This window comes from Bacillus cereus ATCC 14579, assembly GCF_000007825.1.
GTDB lineage: Bacteria > Bacillota > Bacilli > Bacillales > Bacillaceae_G > Bacillus_A > Bacillus_A cereus.
Genome location: NC_004722.1, coordinates 3,837,963 through 3,856,608, shown reverse-complemented (window position 1 = coordinate 3,856,608; position 18,646 = coordinate 3,837,963). Strand labels below are relative to the sequence as shown.

The window sequence follows — 18,646 nt, the reverse complement described above, 5'->3', positions numbered from 1 at the left end:
TTGTATAAATGGATTAATTTAATTGGTATAATAAGGGATTGTTACGTTTTTTATAGGTAAAGGGATGTAACGAAAAAAACTGGGTTAAGGAATGTGAGTGTATGAAGAAATTAAGTAAAGTAATGTCATTTTGTTTGGCCGCTAGTATGCTTGTTATAACGGGGTGTGAAACAAGTGAACACAAAGTTCAAGTAAATGAAACGATTGAACAGCTTGATGAAGCGCCAGAAGTGACAGAAAAAGAAGCGAAAAAGATTGTAAGAAAGAGTGTAGATGGAATAGCAAATGCGTTTAGTGAGATGGAAAAAGAAAATGGATGGAGCCGAAATAATCCTGGGGATTTAGAGACAGCTAAAAAAGGAGTTAAAGGATTGGTTTCAGAAAAGTTTGTAGAGAATCAGCTTCCTGAATTGCTTGCTAACTTTAATAGATCGAGAGAGACTGATATGTTACCATTCCCAAATTATTTTCAAACTGAAATAAGATTTTCTTCTTCACAAGATAAAGAAAATTTAACGGTACATACATTAAGTTTAGAAGATGAAATAGGTCATGCGGCCCAAGATTGGGAATTTCATTTGGTGTATAAAGAAGGGGAATGGTTAATGGATAAATGGTCATTCGTTTTTCCTGAAGATTTAAAACTTACAAAAGAAGAAGCAAATAGAATTTTAAAAATGCCAGACGATAAGAATGTGTCATTTGTAAGTGAAGAAAATAGTGGCGATAAGAAATACATATTCAAAGATAGTAACGGATTAATTACTGTAAATGCGAAAACATCTCTTATTTCATACAATGTAGATAAAAATAGGTATGAAAAGGTAACGAAAGAAAGAAATATTCAAGAAACAGAACAAGTACAGAGAAAGGATTCGAGTGCGTATACAGGCTCAAAAGAAGAGAAACAATCGCAAAAAGAATCTTCTTCAAAGATAGATAGAGCAAATGTTTTAAGTGAATTAGCTGCTATAGATAAACAAGAAAAACATACGAATGCTATGTCAACCAATGATATAGTAAATGAAATAGAAGGAAATTATGAACTGTGGGATAATAAACTAAATGAAATTTACAGTACATTAAAAAGTACGATGTCACCTGATGCGTTTCAGTCGTTAAAAACGAAACAAATTGCGTGGGTTAAAGAAAAAGAAAGTAAAGTTAAAGCAATTGGTACTGATACAAATAACGGAACGATGAGGCGTATAGAAGCTTCAGAAGAGAAATATAAGATGACAAAAGCAAGATGTTATGAATTAGTAAATGGGTATATGAACTAGTGTGAACGAATATAAAAAATGCGTTGCTTATAAGCAACGCATTTTTGTATTTACGCTTTTAATTTCATTACAATATCAGCATCTGGTGTTACATATACGGTTTGCTGATTGTCGTACGTAACAAAACCAAGTTTTGCACCACTCGGTTTTTTGACATGGCGTATTTTGGTGAAATCAACAGGTACAGAGCTAGACTCTTTCGCTTTACTGTAATAGGCAGCAATTTTGGCAGCTTCTAGTAAAGTTTCTTCAGCAGGCTCTAAAGAACGAATGACAACGTGAGAGCCAGGTATGTCTTTCGTATGTAACCAAATTTCATCACGGCGGGCAAACTTCGTTGTTAAATAATCATTTTGTTTATTGTTTTTACCAACGAAAATCTCTGTGCCATCACTTGCTACATATTTATCTAATACTGGTTTAGTAGGCTTTTTCTTTGCGTTTTTCGTTTTGCGATTGCGCACATAACCTTCTTCAGCTAATTCCTCACGAATTTCTTCAATATCTTTTGAAGAAGCAGCTTCCATTTGTTGAAGTAAGCTATCAAAATAAAGAATTTCTTCATTTGTTTTTTCGATTTGTTCTTCTACAACAGCAACCGAATTTTTTGCTTTTTGATACTTTTGGAAATAGCGTTGTGCATTTTCAGATGGTGTTTTTAAAGGATCTAATGTGATTTTTACAGTTCCACCATCCTCATCGTAATAATTAACGACCTCAATATCTTTATCGCCCTTTTTTAAAGCGTACATATTGGCTGTAAGTAGCTCTCCAAATAGTTGATATTTATCTGCTTTTCCAGCATCTTGCAGTGTTTTTTCGAGTTTAATGAGTTTTTTCTCGTTTTTATTTTTTTCGTTTTGCATAAAGCGTTCTAAATCATGAGCTTGTTGTTTTACACGATCACGTTCTGCTTTGCCAAAGAAGAAACGATCTAACAATTCGCTCACTGATGAGAATGTTTTTTCTTCTCCTTGCAAGTGTGTAAGAGGGAAAAGATAAAAGAATTCTTTTCCATTTGCAGTAATCATTGTAGGTGTATATGCATGAGATAGTAATGGTGTTTGTATAGAGAAAAATGCTTCTGATAATGCTTTCTCGTTTACCATACCGGCTTTCTTTACTACTTCTTTTGCAAATAATGGGGATATTCCCATGAAAGCACCAACGAGTTGTTTATCCATATTTCCAGATAGAAAGTCTAGCGGTCTAATAAAATCATCTGCGGTTTCAATTTGCAGAGGATTGATTTTATGTTGGGCTGGTGGCGCGACGTACTCAGCACCAGCATATACAGTTCGGTGACGGTTTACGGCTAATGAAACGTGTTTTAAGCTATCTAAAATCACGTTTGTTTTCGTATCTAATAAGATAATGTTACTATGTCGTCCCATTATTTCAATTACTAATGTTTTTAATGATTCGTCTCCGATTTCATTACGACTGCGAACTGTAATTTGAATAATGCGTTCTAAGTCGATTTGTTCAATTTTTTCAATAAATCCACCTTCTAAATGTTTGCGAAGAAGCATACAGAACATCGGCGGTATTGCTGGCGAATCGTAGTTTTGATTCGTTAAGTGCATACGCGCATATGTAGGATGAGATGAAAGAATTAGTTTTTGGTTCTTTCCATTCGCTCGAATATGTAATAAAATCTCGTATTTTGAAGGTTGATATATTTTGGAAATTCTTCCTGTGTAAAGAGAATTTTCAATTTCATGTGTAATCGCTCTTGTAAATAATCCATCGAATGCCATAAATGAACACTCCTTTCTAACTAAATGTTAATTATAGCATTTTTTTGGACGAGGCTGAATAAGCTTTCAATAGAGTATGTCTGGAATCAGGAGGTCGATAGCAGGATGAACTGGTATGGAATGCGAGCACATGAAGTGGAAGAGAGAACGAATACGAATGTAAAGGTTGGACTTACAGAGAAAGAAGCAGAAGGGCGAGTAAAGAAATTTGGTACTAATGAATTAGAAGAAGCAAAAAGGCCTTCTGCACTAATGGTATTTTTAGCACAGTTTAAAGATTTCATGGTACTCGTTTTGTTTGGAGCAACAATTGTTTCTGCGTTTTTAGGTGAATACATTGATTCTATTGCTATTGTTGCCATTGTTATTATCAATGGTATTCTCGGCTTTTTTCAAGAAAGAAAAGCTGAAAAATCATTGGAAGCTTTAAAGGAACTAGCTGCCCCGCAAGTTACTGTAATGCGGAATGGAAAGTGGGTAAAAGCACCATCTAAAGCACTTGTTTTAGGTGATATTATTAAGTTTTCCAGTGGTGATCGTATTGGGGCTGATGTGCGTCTTGTTGAGGCATCAAGTTTATATATTGAAGAGTCTGCTTTGACAGGGGAGTCCGTACCTGTACAAAAGAAGGTAGAAGCACTGCAAGGGCAAGATGTTGCAATTGGGGATCAAAAAAATATGGCTTTTATGGGGACAATGATTACGCGAGGATCTGGTACAGGAGTCGTTGTAGCAACTGGTATGAATACAGCGATGGGGCAAATTGCAAATATGTTGCAAAATGCAGAGCAAATGGAAACGCCACTGCAAAGAAGGTTAGAACAGCTGCGGAAAAATATTAATTATTGTAGCCCTTATTTTGACAGCGCTCGTTGTATTGGCTGGTGTGTATCAAGGGAATGAAGTATATCATATGTTTTTAGCTGGCGTATCGCTAGCTGTTGCGGCTATTCCAGAAGGATTGCCAGCAATTGTTACAGTAGCTTTATCACTTGGTGTACAGCGTATGATAAAAAAGAGAGCAATTGTAAGGAAGTTACCGGCCGTAGAAACGTTAGGCTGCGCTTCTGTTATATGCTCTGATAAAACGGGAACAATGACACAAAACAAAATGATGGTAACACATATGTGGTCAGGCGGAGAATTGTGGAAAGTGACAGGGCAAGGATATGAACCTAATGGCTCTTTTATGAAAGGTGAAAAAGAAGTGAATCCAGCTAAGACAAAATCACTTTATCAGCTACTTACATTTGGTTCACTATGTAACAATGCAAATATTATTCAAAAGAAAAAGGCGTACGTATTAGATGGGGATCCAACAGAGGGAGCGCTTGTAGCTGCAGCAATGAAAGCTGGGATAACACGTGAGGCATTGAAAGGGAAATTTGAAATTATTCGTGAATTTCCATTTGATTCAACTCGAAAAATGATGAGTGTTATTGTACGAGATCGAGAGGGGAAAAAGTTTATTGTTACGAAAGGAGCACCGGATGTTCTTTTGCAAATGAGTCAAACAATCTTATGGGGGGATAAGCAGCAGCCGTTAAGTGAGCTATATAGAAAAGAAGTACAAGCGGCTATTCATAGCTTAGGTAGTCAAGCGCTTCGAACAATTGCAGTTGCGTTTAAACCTTTAAAAGTCACGGATTCTATTGAACATGAAAGAGACGTTGAAAAAGATTTTATGTTGGTTGGGATACAAGGTATGATTGACCCGCCAAGGCCAGAAGTCGCGCAGGCGGTAAAAGAGTGTAAAGAAGCTGGTATTCGAACAGTAATGATTACAGGTGATCATAAAGTGACAGCAATGGCGATTGCTGAACAATTAGGAGTTTTACCACCAGATGGACGCGTTGTTGAAGGAGTAGAACTCGCGAATATGGATGTGGAGGAATTAGAAAATGTTGTAGAAGATACGTATGTATTCGCTCGTGTATCACCTGAGCATAAATTGAAAATTGTTAAAGCATTGCAAAATCAAGGACATATAGTAGCGATGACAGGTGATGGAGTGAACGATGCTCCAGCTATAAAAACAGCGGATATTGGGATAGCGATGGGGATTACAGGGACAGATGTTGCAAAAGAAGCCTCTTCACTTGTTTTACTAGATGATAATTTTGCTACAATTAAGTCAGCGATTAAAGAAGGAAGAAATATATACGAGAACATACGTAAGTTCATTCGCTACTTATTGGCGTCAAATGTTGGAGAAATTTTAGTTATGTTATTTGCGATGTTACTTGCATTACCACTGCCGATGGTTCCTATTCAAATTTTATGGGTGAACTTAGTTACTGATGGTTTACCAGCGATGGCATTAGGTTTGGATAAGGCTGAAGGAGATGTGATGAAGAGAACACCGCGTCACCCGAAAGAAGGGGTATTCGCTAGAGGGCTTGCGTGGAAAATAATAAGTCGAGGGTTTTTAATTGGAGCAGTGACGTTAGTGGCGTTTATTATTGCGTATAACCAACATCCAAATGAACTGAAATATGCACAAACTGTAGCGTTCGCGACGTTGGTACTTGCACAGCTTATTCATGTATTTGATTGTCGTAGTGAGCATTCTGTCTTTCACCGTAATCCATTTGGGAACGTGTATTTAGTAGGGGCGGTTATTATTTCGTTACTACTTATGCTAGTGGTTATATATTATCCACCGTTACAACCGATCTTTAGCACAATGCCGATACAAGCAAGAGATTGGTTATTAATTGGAGGTTTGTCATCAATTCCGACTTTCTTACTAGTAGGTTCTTTATTAACAGGGAAAAAGGCTAAGAAGAAAAAGCCGATGTTATATAAGAAGGGATTAAACTTGAAATAGTCAATGTTATGAAAATGTGATATAATTTACAGAAGGTAGTAGAGCCTTGTCTCTATTACCTTTTTCATTGAGTTATTTTATGGCTTGGATGTGATAAAAATGATTTCTAGTATGACAGGGTTTGGAAGATCGAAAGTAGAAAGTGATACTTTTCAAATTACAGTAGAAATGAAATCGGTGAACCACCGTTTTTTAGAGATGAGTATTCGACTTCCTAAGCAAATGATGGTATTTGAGGACAAAATTCGTAAAATAATTGCACAGCAAGTTCGACGTGGGCGCATCGAAGTGTCTATTAGTATAGCAGGTGAAGGACTTGTTGAAAGAAAATTAAGTGTGAATTGGTCACTTCTTGAGCAGTACCAATCGATGATGGAAGATATAAAAGGGAAATTTCAATTACAAGATTCTATTACACTCGAACAATTAATGGCAATGCCAGAAGTAACAGCAATTGAAGAAATAGAAAATGTAAATGAACATTTTGAGAACAGTTTATATGAGGCTGTTCGTCAAGCTGCTCATATGTTGAAAACGATGAGAGATGGCGAAGGAGAACGATTACATAAAGATATAGCGTATCGTTTACAAGAGATTAGCAATTGTGTAAATGCGATTATTCCACATGCACCAATTGTTACACAAAAATATCGTGAACGATTAGAAAATCGCTTAAAAGAATTACATAATCAAGATCTAGATGAACAAAGATTGCTAACAGAAGTCGCAATCTTTGCAGAGCGTTGTGATATTCATGAAGAGTTAGTTCGTTTGCAAAGTCATTTAGAGCAATTTCGTGAAACATTGCAGATTGAAGAGCCTGTTGGAAGGAAAATGGATTTCATCGTGCAAGAGATGCATAGAGAAATTAATACGATTGGTTCTAAGGCAAATGACTTAACAATTTCAAAATATGTTGTAGAAATGAAAAATAACCTTGAAAAAATTCGTGAACAAGTACAAAATATTGAGTAGCTTTCAAAAAATATATAAAGTTATACGTGGTGGAGAAATCGGATAGACTTACTAGGAGGCGCAAACTATGGCCATGCGGTTTTTAAATATTGGATACGGAAATATTGTATCTGCTCATCGAATTATTGCTATTGTAAGTCCGGAGTCAGCTCCTATTAAACGAACAGTACAAGAAGCACGCGAACATAATGCTTTGCTTGATGCTACGTATGGGAGAAAAACAAGGGCGGTTATTGTTATGGATGATGGGCATGTTGTATTAAGTCCAATTCAACCAGAGACGATTGCACATCGTTTGAATAATAAAGAAGATTTAAGTGAGGAAGGGTGGGTTTTACATATTTATGAGAAGTAGAAGAGGATTGCTCATCGTTCTTTCAAGGCCTTCTGGGGTTGGAAAAGGGACGGTTCGTAAAGAGCTGTTTAGCCATGAGGATACACGTTTTCAGTACTCTATTTCAGTAACGACACGTAAGCCGCGTGAAGGTGAAGTAGATGGTGTGGATTATTTCTTTAAAGAAAGAGAAGAATTCGAGGAAATGATTCGTAATGAAAAATTACTTGAGTGGGCTGAGTTCGTAGGTAATTATTACGGAACACCGATTGACTATGTTGAAAAAACATTACAAGAAGGAAAAGATGTATTCTTAGAAATTGAAGTGCAAGGAGCAATTCAAGTTAAGAAAGCTTTCCCAGAAGGTGTATTTATTTTCTTAGCACCTCCAAGTTTATCTGAACTAAAGAGCCGTATTGTCGGACGTGGTACAGAGACTGAAGATGTTATTGAAAATCGTTTAACTGTAGCGAAAGAAGAAATCGAGATGATGGACGCTTACGACTATGTAGTAGAAAACGATCAAGTTGAATTAGCTTGTGATAGAATTAAAGCAATTGTGGTTGGCGAACATTGCCGCCGCGAAAGGGTAGCAAAATATTATAAAGAAATGACGGAGGGTCTATAATTATGTTAAATCCATCAATTGACTCATTACTACAAAAAATCGATTCTAAGTACACTTTAGTAACAGTGGCTGCAAAACGCGCACGTGAAATGCAACTTGCTAATAACTGTGTTGTAGAAAAACCTGTTTCTCATAAATGTGTAGGTAAAGCATTAGAAGAAATCGATGCAGAAGCATTAAGCTACGTACCAAGTGAAGATAAAGTAGCTGAATAAGCCTTTGCCTTCGACAAAATAAAACATAGACTTTATAATTTTCTATGTAACGGTAACAACCTATTTACAAGTAGGTTGTTATTTTTTTACGAAAGGAATGAAATATCGGTACTGACGAGCTGAGAATTCTATTTCAGTATTATAAGTTTGAAAAAGAAAGAGGACGAGTCATATGCTAAAAGGGAAAAAGATACTTTTATGTGTAACAGGAGGCATTGCGGTTTTTAAAGCAGCTGCGTTAACGAGTAAATTAACACAATCTGGCGCGAGTGTCAAAGTAATGATGAGTGAGTCGGCAATGAAGTTTGTTACGCCTCTTACATTCCAAGCGCTTTCTCGCCATGATGTATATACGGATACATTCGATGAGAAAGACTCAGCTGTTATTGCTCATATTGATTTAGCAGATTGGGCGGATGTTGTACTTGTCGCACCTGCTACTGCCAATTGTATTGGAAAGTTAGCTGGTGGTATTGCAGATGATATGATTACAACTACTTTGTTAGCTACTACAGCTCCGGTATGGATTGCGCCTGCTATGAATGTGCATATGTATGAAAATAAAATAGTTCAAAAAAATATGATGACATTGAAAACGCTAGGATATACATTTATTGAGCCTGGGGAAGGCTTTTTAGCATGTGGATATGTAGCGAAGGGACGACTAGAAGAACCTGAAGCAATTATTGCACGGTTAGAGGAAGCTTTCTCAGAACACAAACCATTGCAGGGAAAAAGAATATTAATAACTGCTGGCCCAACACGTGAAAAGGTTGATCCAGTTCGTTTTATGACGAATTTTTCTTCTGGGAAAATGGGGTATGCGATTGCGGAAGTGGCAGCGAATTTAGGCGCTGATGTTATACTCGTTTCAGGACCGACAGCATTAAATCCACCGTTACATGTAACGACAGTGCAAGTGGAATCTGCACAAGATATGTTAGAAGCAGTTCTTCAACATTATCAAAACGTAGACGTTGTCATTAAAACAGCAGCAGTTGCAGATTATCGTCCGAAATATGTGCATGAGAATAAAATGAAAAAGCAAAATGGTGATGCTGTCATTGAACTTGAAAGAACGGTGGATATTTTAAAAACATTAGGTCAGAAAAAGGATAAACAGTTACTTATCGGTTTTGCTGCTGAAACGACAAATGTAGAGGAATATGCAACGAAAAAACTACGTGAGAAAAATGCAGATATGATTGTCGCGAATGACGTAAAAGCGCAAGGAGCTGGATTTGGCACGGATACGAATATTGTAACAATGTATAGAAAAGATGGAAAAGTTATTGAGTTGCCACTTTTAATGAAAAAAGAGGTAGCTCGTGAAATATTGAAGCAAATTGAAATGATGTTAGAAGATGATCGTTTATGAAATTTGCAAGTGTAATTGTTGATGTACCTGCCCGTCAGACAGATCGACCATTTGATTACATTATTCCTAAAAAATGGGAAGATATTGTACAGACAGGAATGCGTGTGGTAGTTCCGTTTGGGCCAAGAAAATTGCAAGGTTTTATTATTGGGATTAAAGATTCGGTGGATGTAGAAAGTAAGAAGTTAAAGACAATCCATGAAATATTAGATGTAACACCGGTTTTAAATGATGAATTATTAAAGCTTGGATATTGGCTTACAAGTGAAACGTTATGCTACATGATTTCAGCTTTTCAAGTGATGCTTCCAACTGCGATAAAAGCAACGTATAAAAAACGTCTACAACTTTGTAAACAGGAAGAAATAGCACCAGAAATACTATATTTATTTCAGGATAAAGAAGCAATTGATTTTGAAGTAATCGAGCAACAGCCACATTTATACCGAACTATTCAGCAAGAAATTAAAAATGGTACGGTTGAAGTCGTTTATCAAGTGAAAGATAAAGTACAAAAGAAGAAGCAAAGAGTGGTTCAGCCGGAGTTGCCAGAAGATAAATTGGAATTAGCGGCATTTGAACTGAAAAGTAAAAAACAACAAGATGTACTTTATTATTTTGTGGAAAATTATAAAAGTACACCGTTGAAAGTAATTACAGAAGAGTTACAAATAACAGATGCTCCAATAAAAGCACTTGTTAAAAAGGGATTCATTTCAGAAAAGTATGTGGAAGTATACCGAAATCCGTATGACGATGATGATTTTGAACAAACAAAACCATTTCCACTTACGGAGGAACAAAAACAAGTTATTACACCGATTTTATCATCAATTACAAATGAAACTTATAATCCATTTTTGCTATATGGTGTTACAGGAAGTGGAAAGACAGAAGTATATTTACAATCTATAGCAGCAGTGCTCAAGAAAGGAAAAGAAGCTATCGTTCTTGTTCCTGAAATTGCACTAACGCCCCAAATGGTGGATCGTTTTAAAGGTAGGTTTGGCTCGCAAGTTGCAGTTCTTCATAGTGCGTTGTCTGTTGGAGAAAAGTATGACGAGTGGCGTAAGATTTTAAGAAAAGAAGTGAAAGTTGTAGTTGGTGCGCGTTCAGCTGTTTTTGCGCCTTTTGAGAATTTAGGGATTATTATTATTGATGAAGAGCATGAATCAAGTTACAAACAAGAAGATAATCCGAGGTATCATGCAAGAGATGTAGCTGTCTGGAGAGGACAATATCATAAATGTCCTATCGTTCTTGGTAGTGCGACACCAACACTTGAATCGTTTGCAAGGGCGAAAAAAGGTGTTTATGAACTATTAACAATGGAAAAACGTATGAATGAACAAGCTTTACCAACGGTAGAGATTGTTGACATGCGAGAAGAACTTCGTGACGGGAATCGATCAATGTTTTCTAAGGCGCTGCATGAAAAAATAGCAGATCGATTAGAAAAGAAAGAACAAATGGTACTCTTTTTAAATAGAAGAGGTCATTCTACATTTGTTATGTGCCGTGATTGTGGGTATGTTGTCCAATGTCCGCATTGTGATATTTCATTGACATATCATAAAATGAATCATCGTTTAAAATGTCATTATTGTAGTTACGAAGAGAATATGCCAACTGAGTGTCCAGCTTGTCAAAGTACATACATTCGTTTCTTTGGCCACGGCACACAAAAGGTAGAAGAAGAAATTACAAAACTATTTCCAGAGGCGCGAGTCATTCGAATGGATGTAGATACGACAAGTCGAAAAGGAATGCATGAAAAATTATTAAAGGCGTTTGGGGAAGAAAAAGCAGATATATTACTTGGAACACAAATGATTGCTAAAGGATTAGATTTTCCGAAAGTAACGCTCGTTGGGGTTTTAACTGCAGATACGATGCTTCACTTACCTGATTTTCGGGCGAGTGAAAAGACATATCAGTTATTGACGCAAGTAAGTGGACGAGCGGGTAGACATGAATTGCCAGGGGAAGTTGTGATTCAAACGTATACGCCAGAACATTACAGTATAGAGTTAGCGAAGAACCAACAATATGATGTGTTTTTTGACCAAGAAATGCAAATGAGACGAACAAGACAATATCCCCCATATTACTATGTTGTACTCGTAACTGTATCTCATCCAGAATTATTAAAAGCGGTACAAGTGACGGAAAAAATTGCCTCGTATTTACGAACGCATTGCTCACAGCAAACAATGGTGCTAGGACCAGTTGCTTCAGCGATTCCAAGGATAAAAGATAGATATCGTTATCAATGCATGATAAAATACAAACGGGAACCAAACTTAAAGAACGTGCTCAAAATGGTAAATGAACATTATCAAGCAGAAATGCAAAAAGAGCTACAAATCTCAATTGATTTTAATCCAACAATGTTAATGTAGCGGAGGGAAATATGGCAGTTTTAGAAATAATAAAGCATCCAAATGAAGTGTTAGAAACACCATGCGAAAGAGTAATTAACTTTGATAAAAAGTTAGTGAAATTGTTGAAAGATATGCATGAAACAATGTTAATTGCGGACGGAGTCGGTTTAGCTGCGCCTCAAGTAGGTGTAAGCTTGCAAGTAGCGGTTGTTGATGTCGATGATGATACTGGGAAAATCGAGTTAATCAATCCATCAATATTAGAAAAACGTGGTGAACAAGTAGGTCCCGAAGGCTGTTTAAGCTTCCCGGGACTTTATGGTGAAGTAGAACGTGCCGATTATATTAAAGTAAGAGCGCAAAATCGCCGTGGGAAAGTATTCTTATTAGAAGCGGAAGGATTTTTAGCGCGTGCAATTCAACATGAAATTGATCATTTACACGGTGTTTTATTTACATCGAAAGTGACAAGATATTATGAAGAAAACGAACTAGAATAGGTGTTAAAAGGAGCGGTTTTTAAATGATAAAAGTAGTGTTTATGGGAACACCGGACTTTACAGTGCCGGTGCTTCGTCGTCTTATTGAGGATGGCTATGAGGTAGTAGGTGTTGTGACGCAACCTGATCGTCCAGTAGGTAGAAAAAAAGTATTAACACCTACACCTGTTAAAGTTGAAGCGGAAAAACATGGTATCCCTGTGTTACAGCCGTTAAAAATTCGTGAAAAAGATGAATATGAAAAAGTATTGGCATTAGAGCCAGATTTAATTGTAACAGCTGCATTTGGGCAGATTGTACCAAATGAAATTTTAGAAGCACCAAAGTATGGGTGTATTAATGTTCACGCTTCTTTACTTCCTGAACTTCGTGGTGGTGCACCAATTCATTATGCAATTATGGAAGGTAAAGAAAAAACAGGTATTACAATTATGTATATGGTAGAAAAATTGGATGCTGGTGATATCTTAACGCAAGTGGAAGTTGAAATTGAAGAGCGTGAAACGACAGGCTCATTATTTGATAAATTAAGTGAAGCAGGAGCACACCTTCTATCTAAAACAGTGCCTTTATTAATTCAAGGTAAGTTAGAACCGATTAAACAAAACGAAGAAGAAGTAACGTTTGCGTACAATATAAAACGTGAGCAAGAGAAAATTGATTGGACAAAAACAGGTGAAGAAGTATACAATCACATTCGCGGATTGAATCCATGGCCAGTTGCTTATACAACTTTAGCAGGACAAGTTGTTAAAGTATGGTGGGGGGAAAAAGTGCCTATAACTGAACCGGCTGAAGCAGGTACGATTGTTGCAATCGAAGAAGATGGTTTTGTTGTAGCAACGAGTAATGAAACAGGTGTTAAAATTACTGAATTGCAACCTTCTGGTAAAAAGCGTATGAGTTGTTCACAATTTTTACGTGGAACAAAACCTGAAATTGGAACGAAGTTAGGAGAAAATGCATGAGACAAAATGTTCGTGAATTAGCTCTTGATGGTTTAATTCAAGTGGAAAAAAGTGGTGCATATAGCAACTTACTTTTAAATAATCTAATTGAAAAAAGTGCAATTGATAGAAAAGATATTGGTTTATTAACTGAAATTGTATATGGAACGATTCAACGTCGTGACACATTAGATTATTATTTACAGCCTTTTTTAAAAAAGAAGGTTGAGGCGTGGGTAAGAGTATTGCTTCGCTTATCTTTATATCAAATGATTTATTTAGACCGAGTGCCAGAAAGAGCGGCTATTCATGAAGCGGTTGAGATTGCAAAGCGTCGCGGGCATAAAGGAATTGCTGGTATGGTGAACGGTGTATTACGTTCGATTCAGAGAGAAGGTGTACCTTCTGTAGATGAAATCAAGGATCCAGTAGAACGTCTTGCAATTACAACAAGTCATCCAGTTTGGCTTGTCCAAGAGTGGACTTCAGAATACGGTTTAGAAACTGCAGAAAAAATGTGCGAAGTAAACATGTTACCCCCTGTACCAACAGCGCGTGTGAATGTTGATAAGGTAACTGTAGAAGAAGCGATTGAGTTGTTAGCAAGTGAAGGTATAGAAGCAAAACTTGGTGACTTATCAGATGATGCTATTCAGATTGAAAGAGGAAATGTAGCGCATACAGAAGCGTTTAAAAAAGGATTTCTTTCTATTCAAGATGAAAGTTCTATGCTTGTAGCACGCGCTTTAGAACCGAATACGGGAGATGCAGTTCTTGATAGTTGTGCTGCTCCAGGCGGAAAAACAACGCATATCGCGGAACGATTAAAGGGAACTGGTAAGGTCATGTCCCTTGATTTACATGCACACAAAGTACGTTTAATTAAACAGCAAGCAGAGCGACTTGGTCTAGAAAATGTCGAAACTAAAGCGCTAGATGCTAGAAAAGTGCAAGAGCACTTTGCAAATGAAACGTTTGATAAAATATTGGTAGATGCACCGTGTTCTGGATTTGGTGTAATTAGACGTAAACCTGATATTAAGTTAGGAAAAGATAAAGGCGATAGTGAAAGATTATCGACGATTCAAATTGCAATACTAGAAAAAATAGCACCATTATTAAAACAAGGCGGTCGTCTTGTTTATAGTACGTGCACAATTGAGAAAATAGAAAATGAACAAGTAATAGAGAAATTTTTACAAGAACATCCTGAATTTGAATGGGATACTACGCTTAAAGAGCGTATGCCAGAAAAATTAACTCCGTATATTGATGAAGGTCAAGTGCAAATTTTACCGCATTATTTTGCGACGGATGGCTTTTATATTGCTTGTTTAAGGAAGAAGGTGTAGCATCATGGAAACGACTGTAAGAAAACAAAAGAAAAATTTAGAAACGAAGAAACCATCAATTTACTCTTTACAACTTCATGAAATGCAAGATTGGTTAAAGGAACAAGGAGAACCGAAGTTCCGTGCTGGACAAATTTTTGATTGGTTATATAAAAAACGTGTAAAAAATTATGAGGATATGTCAAACCTTTCTAAAGGATTGCGTGATAAATTGTCGAATTCCTTTGATATTACTACTTTAAAAACGTTAGTAAAACAAACGTCTTCGGATGGAACAATTAAATTCTTATTCCAATTATATGACGGATATTCTATTGAAACGGTATTAATGCGACACGAATATGGAAATTCCATTTGTGTAACAACGCAAGTTGGTTGTCGTATTGGGTGTACGTTCTGTGCTTCGACACTTGGTGGATTAAAGCGAAACCTAGAAGCTGGAGAAATCGTAGCGCAAGTAGTAGAAGTTCAGCGTGCGCTTGATGAAACAGAAGAACGTGTAAGTTCTCTTGTTGTTATGGGGATTGGAGAACCATTTGATAACTATGATAATTTAATGGGATTCTTACGCATCATTAACCATGAAAAAGGACTTCATATTGGTGCGAGACATATGACTGTTTCGACGAGTGGAATTATCCCGAAAATTTATAAGTTTGCTGAAGAAGATCTACAAATTAATTTTGCGATTTCATTGCATGCTCCAAACTCAGAATTACGTTCAAAATTAATGCCGATTAACCGTGCTTATAAATTACCAGATTTAATGGAAGCTATTAAATACTATGTAAATAGAACAGGGCGTCGTATTACTTTTGAATATGGATTATTTGGAGGAGAAAATGACCAAGTAGAGCATGCTGAAGAGCTTGCTGCGCTCTTAAAAGGTGTAAAATGTCATGTGAACTTGATTCCGGTAAACTACGTACCTGAACGTGATTATGTACGTACGCCACGTGAACAAATTTTCTTGTTCGAAAAAACGTTAAAAGATCGTGGAGTGAATGTAACGATTCGCCGTGAACAAGGTCATGATATTGATGCAGCCTGCGGTCAGTTGCGTGCGAAGGAGCGCAAAGAAGAGACGAGGTGACGAGATGAAAGCCGTATTTCTATCGGATAAAGGAAAAGTTCGTCAACATAATGAAGATAGTGCAGGAGTTTTTCACAATTTAGATGGAAATGTATTAGCGGTAGTAGCAGATGGAATGGGAGGTCATCGAGCTGGTGATGTAGCTAGCTCGATGGCCATTCAATTATTCCATGATTATTGGAAGCAAACACATAATATGAATGAGCCGAAAAAAGTAGAACAATGGTTACATACTAGTGTTGGGATTATTAATGAGCGTATATATGAATATGCTCAGCAAAATGCAGAATGTAATGGTATGGGAACAACGCTTATAATAGCTGTTTGTACACCAAGCTTTGTGACAATAGGGCATATAGGAGATAGTCGTTGCTATATGGTATCAGAAGGAGAAATGACGCTAGTAACGGAAGATCATTCGCTTGTAAATGAGCTTGTGAAACATGGTGAAATTTCAAAGGAAGACGCAGAGTATCATCCGAAAAAGAATGTGTTATTAAGAGCATTAGGAACAGAAGAAAAAGTTGGGTTAGATGTTAAAACGTTGGTGATTGAGGAAGATGATCAATTACTTCTTTGCTCTGATGGGTTATCAAACAAAGTTTCTATTGATGATATGCGACAAATTTTACAGTTAAATGAACAGCTTGAAGGTAAAGGGCAGTGTCTCATTCAATTGGCAAATGATCGCGGTGGAGAAGATAATATCACACTTGTTCTTATTGATTATGCGGGTTCGACAAACGAAAGTAGGTGAAGTGCAACGTGCTGATTGGAAAACGCTTAAATGACCGTTATAAGCTGCTGAAAATGATTGGTGGTGGCGGAATGGCCAATGTATATTTAGCTCATGATGATATACTTGGCCGAGATGTAGCGGTAAAAATATTAAGACTCGACTACTCAAATAACGAAGAGTTTATTAAACGTTTCCATCGAGAAGCGCAGTCTGTTACAACGTTGTCGCATCCAAATATTGTGAATATGTATGATGTCGGAGAAGAAGATGGTATATACTATCTTGTCATGGAATATGTACCAGGACAAACATTGAAGCAATACATAATTGAGCGAGGGATGTTACCTATAGGAGAAGCTCTTGATATTATGGAGCAGTTAACATCCGCTATGGCACACGCCCATCATTTTGAAATTGTGCATCGTGATATAAAGCCGCACAATATTTTAATTCGAGCTGATGGAATAATAAAAGTAACAGATTTTGGAATTGCGACAGCTACAAGTGCAACAACAATTACACATACAAATTCAGTGCTCGGTTCAGTCCATTATTTATCACCAGAACAGGCACGTGGCGGAATAGCAAATAAACAATCAGATATCTATTCTCTTGGGATAGTTATGTTTGAATTGTTAACAGGAAGACAACCGTTTTCTGGCGAATCTGCTGTTGCTATAGCTTTAAAACATTTACAAAGTGAAATCCCATCACCAAAAAGATGGAATGAAAATATTCCGCAAAGTGTTGAAAATATTATATTAAAAGCAACTGCAAAAGATCCGTTCCATCGATATCAATCTGCCAATGCGATGAAGCGAGATATTGAAACTGCGCTATATCCAGAGAGGATAAATGAGCAACCGTTTTACATACCAGAAGATATGGAAGCGACGAAAGCGATTCCGATTATTCAACAAGAACAATTATTTGAAAATGTAAGTGATGAAACGATTGTTTTAAAAGGGAGTAAGGTGGAAGAACCGATAAGAGCAGAAGCAGCTGAGTTAGATAAGAAGAAAAAACGGAGTAACAAGTGGCTTAAAGTTTTAATTTCAACATTTTTATTTTTAGCAATAGGAATAACATTAGCGCTTACGGTTATTCCAGGATTATTTATTCCGAAAGATGTGAAAGTTCCTGATGTGGCTGGTATGAAATACACGACAGCTGTAAATACATTAGTAGAAAAGGGCTTTGAGGTGACGGAGCCTAATATTGTATATACAGATGATGTTGAAGTTGGGGATGTAATAAAAACGGACCCTGTAGCAGGAAGAGTCGTAAAAGAAAACGCTAAAATTACTATCTATCAATCAGGTGGGAAAAAGAAAAGTAAGATGGCGAATTTCACAGGGCAAAACTTTGAGAGTGTAAAAGCTGAGTTAGAAGAAAAATATAAACAAGTTACAGTAAATTATATTGAAAATGATAAGCCGAAAGGTGAAATTGTAGAGCAAATTCCGACGCCTGATCAAATGGTTATAGAAGCGGAGCAAGAACTGAAAATCTGGGTAAGTAAAGGTCCTTATCAAATTAGACCAGGTGACTTTTCGGGGTGGACTGAAAATAGTGTAACTGGTTATTTGAATGAGAGAAAACTAACGTCAGATATAAAACGAGAGTATTCAGATACAGTCGAAAAAGGACTTGTAATTTCGCAATTTCCAAAACCAGGTACACCATTAAAAGAGGGAGATAAAGTAACTATTATTATCTCTGATGGTCAAAAGCCTAAAGTGACTAAAACGGTAAAATTGGACAATATCTCTATCCCATATGAGCCTGCTGTAACAGGTGAAAAAAAGCCGCAAACAATAGAAATTTATAAAGAAGACATGCAGCAAAAAATGGATAGACCGGTTGAAACGAGAACAATTACTGAATCAGCGACTATTTCTTTAGAATTTGTAATTCAAGAAGGTTCAAAGGGACACTATAAAATTGTACGAGATGGAGTAACGATTATTGATAAAGAAGTACCATATCCAACTCAATAATAGTGAAAGTCTACTTATTATTATTGCCTGTTATGCTGTCTACAAAGTGGACGGTATAGCAGGCAAAAATATATGATTCAAAAAGCTAGTAACGTGATGCAGCTGTAAATATTTTTTTGCATTTAATGGGAAATTTAATGTATATTAGTGAAAGTATATATGGTAGGTTTTGAAAACGTTATTTAGAAAATTTAAATCCATTCATTTTTAAATTCAGCATCACCTTAT

At 36.6% G+C, this 18,646-nt stretch carries 14 protein-coding genes and 1 pseudogene; 14 read left to right on the top strand and 1 reads right to left on the bottom strand.

Annotation, left to right across the window (positions count from 1 at the left end):
* The first annotated feature begins 101 nt into the window (after nt 1-101).
* Nucleotides 102-1,283 carry a lysozyme inhibitor LprI family protein gene (locus BC_RS19320; protein ID WP_000736520.1) on the top strand — a complete coding sequence of 394 codons (1,182 nt, stop codon included), beginning with the start codon at nt 102-104 and terminating at the stop codon, nt 1,281-1,283.
* A gap of 50 nt (nt 1,284-1,333) precedes the next feature.
* On the opposite strand, the gene BC_RS19315 is transcribed toward BC_RS19320, so the two are convergent.
* Entirely contained in the window at nt 1,334-3,043 is a 1,710-nt protein-coding gene (locus BC_RS19315; RefSeq protein WP_000863284.1) for an Rqc2 family fibronectin-binding protein, read from the bottom strand.
* Between the two features lie 105 nt (nt 3,044-3,148).
* Between BC_RS19315 and BC_RS19310 the strand changes: the two are divergent.
* The 13 genes and pseudogenes from BC_RS19310 (at nt 3,149) to pknB (ending at nt 18,418) form a co-directional block, all read left to right on the top strand.
* A pseudogene (locus BC_RS19310) lies at nt 3,149-5,873 on the top strand (calcium-translocating P-type ATPase, SERCA-type).
* Between the two features lie 99 nt (nt 5,874-5,972).
* The gene (locus BC_RS19305) at nt 5,973-6,848 is read left to right on the top strand and encodes a YicC/YloC family endoribonuclease (RefSeq protein WP_000625866.1); all 876 of its coding nucleotides are present in this window, start codon (nt 5,973-5,975) and stop codon (nt 6,846-6,848) included.
* 67 nt (nt 6,849-6,915) lie between these two features.
* On the top strand, nt 6,916-7,203 hold the full coding sequence (remA, locus tag BC_RS19300; RefSeq protein WP_001251457.1) for an extracellular matrix/biofilm regulator RemA: 288 nt from the start codon (nt 6,916-6,918) through the stop codon (nt 7,201-7,203).
* The gene (gene gmk, locus BC_RS19295; protein WP_001257745.1) at nt 7,193-7,810 is read left to right on the top strand and encodes a guanylate kinase; all 618 of its coding nucleotides are present in this window, start codon (nt 7,193-7,195) and stop codon (nt 7,808-7,810) included. The genes remA and gmk overlap by 11 nt, the downstream gene beginning before the upstream one ends.
* A gap of 2 nt (nt 7,811-7,812) precedes the next feature.
* Nucleotides 7,813-8,025, top strand: a complete 213-nt coding sequence (rpoZ, locus tag BC_RS19290) for a DNA-directed RNA polymerase subunit omega (protein ID WP_000933960.1) — start codon at nt 7,813-7,815, stop codon at nt 8,023-8,025.
* Between the two features lie 172 nt (nt 8,026-8,197).
* Nucleotides 8,198-9,403 carry a bifunctional phosphopantothenoylcysteine decarboxylase/phosphopantothenate--cysteine ligase CoaBC gene (gene coaBC / locus BC_RS19285; protein WP_000911762.1) on the top strand — a complete coding sequence of 402 codons (1,206 nt, stop codon included), beginning with the start codon at nt 8,198-8,200 and terminating at the stop codon, nt 9,401-9,403.
* On the top strand, nt 9,400-11,805 hold the full coding sequence (gene priA, locus BC_RS19280) for a primosomal protein N' (RefSeq protein ID WP_000666718.1): 2,406 nt from the start codon (nt 9,400-9,402) through the stop codon (nt 11,803-11,805). The genes coaBC and priA overlap by 4 nt, the downstream gene beginning before the upstream one ends.
* Nucleotides 11,806-11,816: 11 nt before the next feature.
* Nucleotides 11,817-12,287 carry a peptide deformylase gene (gene def, locus BC_RS19275; RefSeq protein ID WP_000279455.1) on the top strand — a complete coding sequence of 157 codons (471 nt, stop codon included), beginning with the start codon at nt 11,817-11,819 and terminating at the stop codon, nt 12,285-12,287.
* A 23-nt stretch (nt 12,288-12,310) separates the two neighbouring features.
* Nucleotides 12,311-13,255 carry a methionyl-tRNA formyltransferase gene (gene fmt / locus BC_RS19270; RefSeq protein WP_000598811.1) on the top strand — a complete coding sequence of 315 codons (945 nt, stop codon included), beginning with the start codon at nt 12,311-12,313 and terminating at the stop codon, nt 13,253-13,255.
* Nucleotides 13,252-14,586: a 16S rRNA (cytosine(967)-C(5))-methyltransferase RsmB gene (rsmB, locus tag BC_RS19265; protein ID WP_001249665.1), complete on the top strand. Its 1,335-nt coding sequence runs from the start codon at nt 13,252-13,254 to the stop codon at nt 14,584-14,586. Before fmt ends, rsmB begins: the two co-directional genes overlap by 4 nt.
* A gap of 4 nt (nt 14,587-14,590) precedes the next feature.
* Entirely contained in the window at nt 14,591-15,679 is a 1,089-nt protein-coding gene (rlmN, locus tag BC_RS19260) for a 23S rRNA (adenine(2503)-C(2))-methyltransferase RlmN (RefSeq protein ID WP_000450540.1), read from the top strand.
* Nucleotides 15,680-15,683: 4 nt separating this feature from the next.
* On the top strand, nt 15,684-16,436 hold the full coding sequence (locus BC_RS19255) for a Stp1/IreP family PP2C-type Ser/Thr phosphatase (protein ID WP_000648703.1): 753 nt from the start codon (nt 15,684-15,686) through the stop codon (nt 16,434-16,436).
* Between the two features lie 8 nt (nt 16,437-16,444).
* A complete protein-coding gene (gene pknB, locus BC_RS19250; protein WP_000904747.1) occupies nt 16,445-18,418 on the top strand; it encodes a Stk1 family PASTA domain-containing Ser/Thr kinase in 1,974 nt (657 codons plus the stop codon).
* The last annotated feature ends 228 nt before the right edge of the window (nt 18,419-18,646 follow it).

Excerpts from the sequence above, each read along its gene's own strand:
- BC_RS19320 (WP_000736520.1), top strand. The coding sequence starts at position 102 with ATGAAGAAATTAAGTAAAGTAATGTCATTTTGTTTGGCCGCTAGTATG.
- BC_RS19315 (WP_000863284.1), bottom strand. The coding sequence starts at position 3,043 with ATGGCATTCGATGGATTATTTACAAGAGCGATTACACATGAAATTGAA.
- BC_RS19305 (WP_000625866.1), top strand. The coding sequence starts at position 5,973 with ATGATTTCTAGTATGACAGGGTTTGGAAGATCGAAAGTAGAAAGTGAT.
- remA (WP_001251457.1), top strand. The coding sequence starts at position 6,916 with ATGGCCATGCGGTTTTTAAATATTGGATACGGAAATATTGTATCTGCT.
- gmk (WP_001257745.1), top strand. The coding sequence starts at position 7,193 with ATGAGAAGTAGAAGAGGATTGCTCATCGTTCTTTCAAGGCCTTCTGGG.
- rpoZ (WP_000933960.1), top strand. The coding sequence starts at position 7,813 with ATGTTAAATCCATCAATTGACTCATTACTACAAAAAATCGATTCTAAG.
- coaBC (WP_000911762.1), top strand. The coding sequence starts at position 8,198 with ATGCTAAAAGGGAAAAAGATACTTTTATGTGTAACAGGAGGCATTGCG.
- priA (WP_000666718.1), top strand. The coding sequence starts at position 9,400 with ATGAAATTTGCAAGTGTAATTGTTGATGTACCTGCCCGTCAGACAGAT.
- def (WP_000279455.1), top strand. The coding sequence starts at position 11,817 with ATGGCAGTTTTAGAAATAATAAAGCATCCAAATGAAGTGTTAGAAACA.
- fmt (WP_000598811.1), top strand. The coding sequence starts at position 12,311 with ATGATAAAAGTAGTGTTTATGGGAACACCGGACTTTACAGTGCCGGTG.
- rsmB (WP_001249665.1), top strand. The coding sequence starts at position 13,252 with ATGAGACAAAATGTTCGTGAATTAGCTCTTGATGGTTTAATTCAAGTG.
- rlmN (WP_000450540.1), top strand. The coding sequence starts at position 14,591 with ATGGAAACGACTGTAAGAAAACAAAAGAAAAATTTAGAAACGAAGAAA.
- BC_RS19255 (WP_000648703.1), top strand. The coding sequence starts at position 15,684 with ATGAAAGCCGTATTTCTATCGGATAAAGGAAAAGTTCGTCAACATAAT.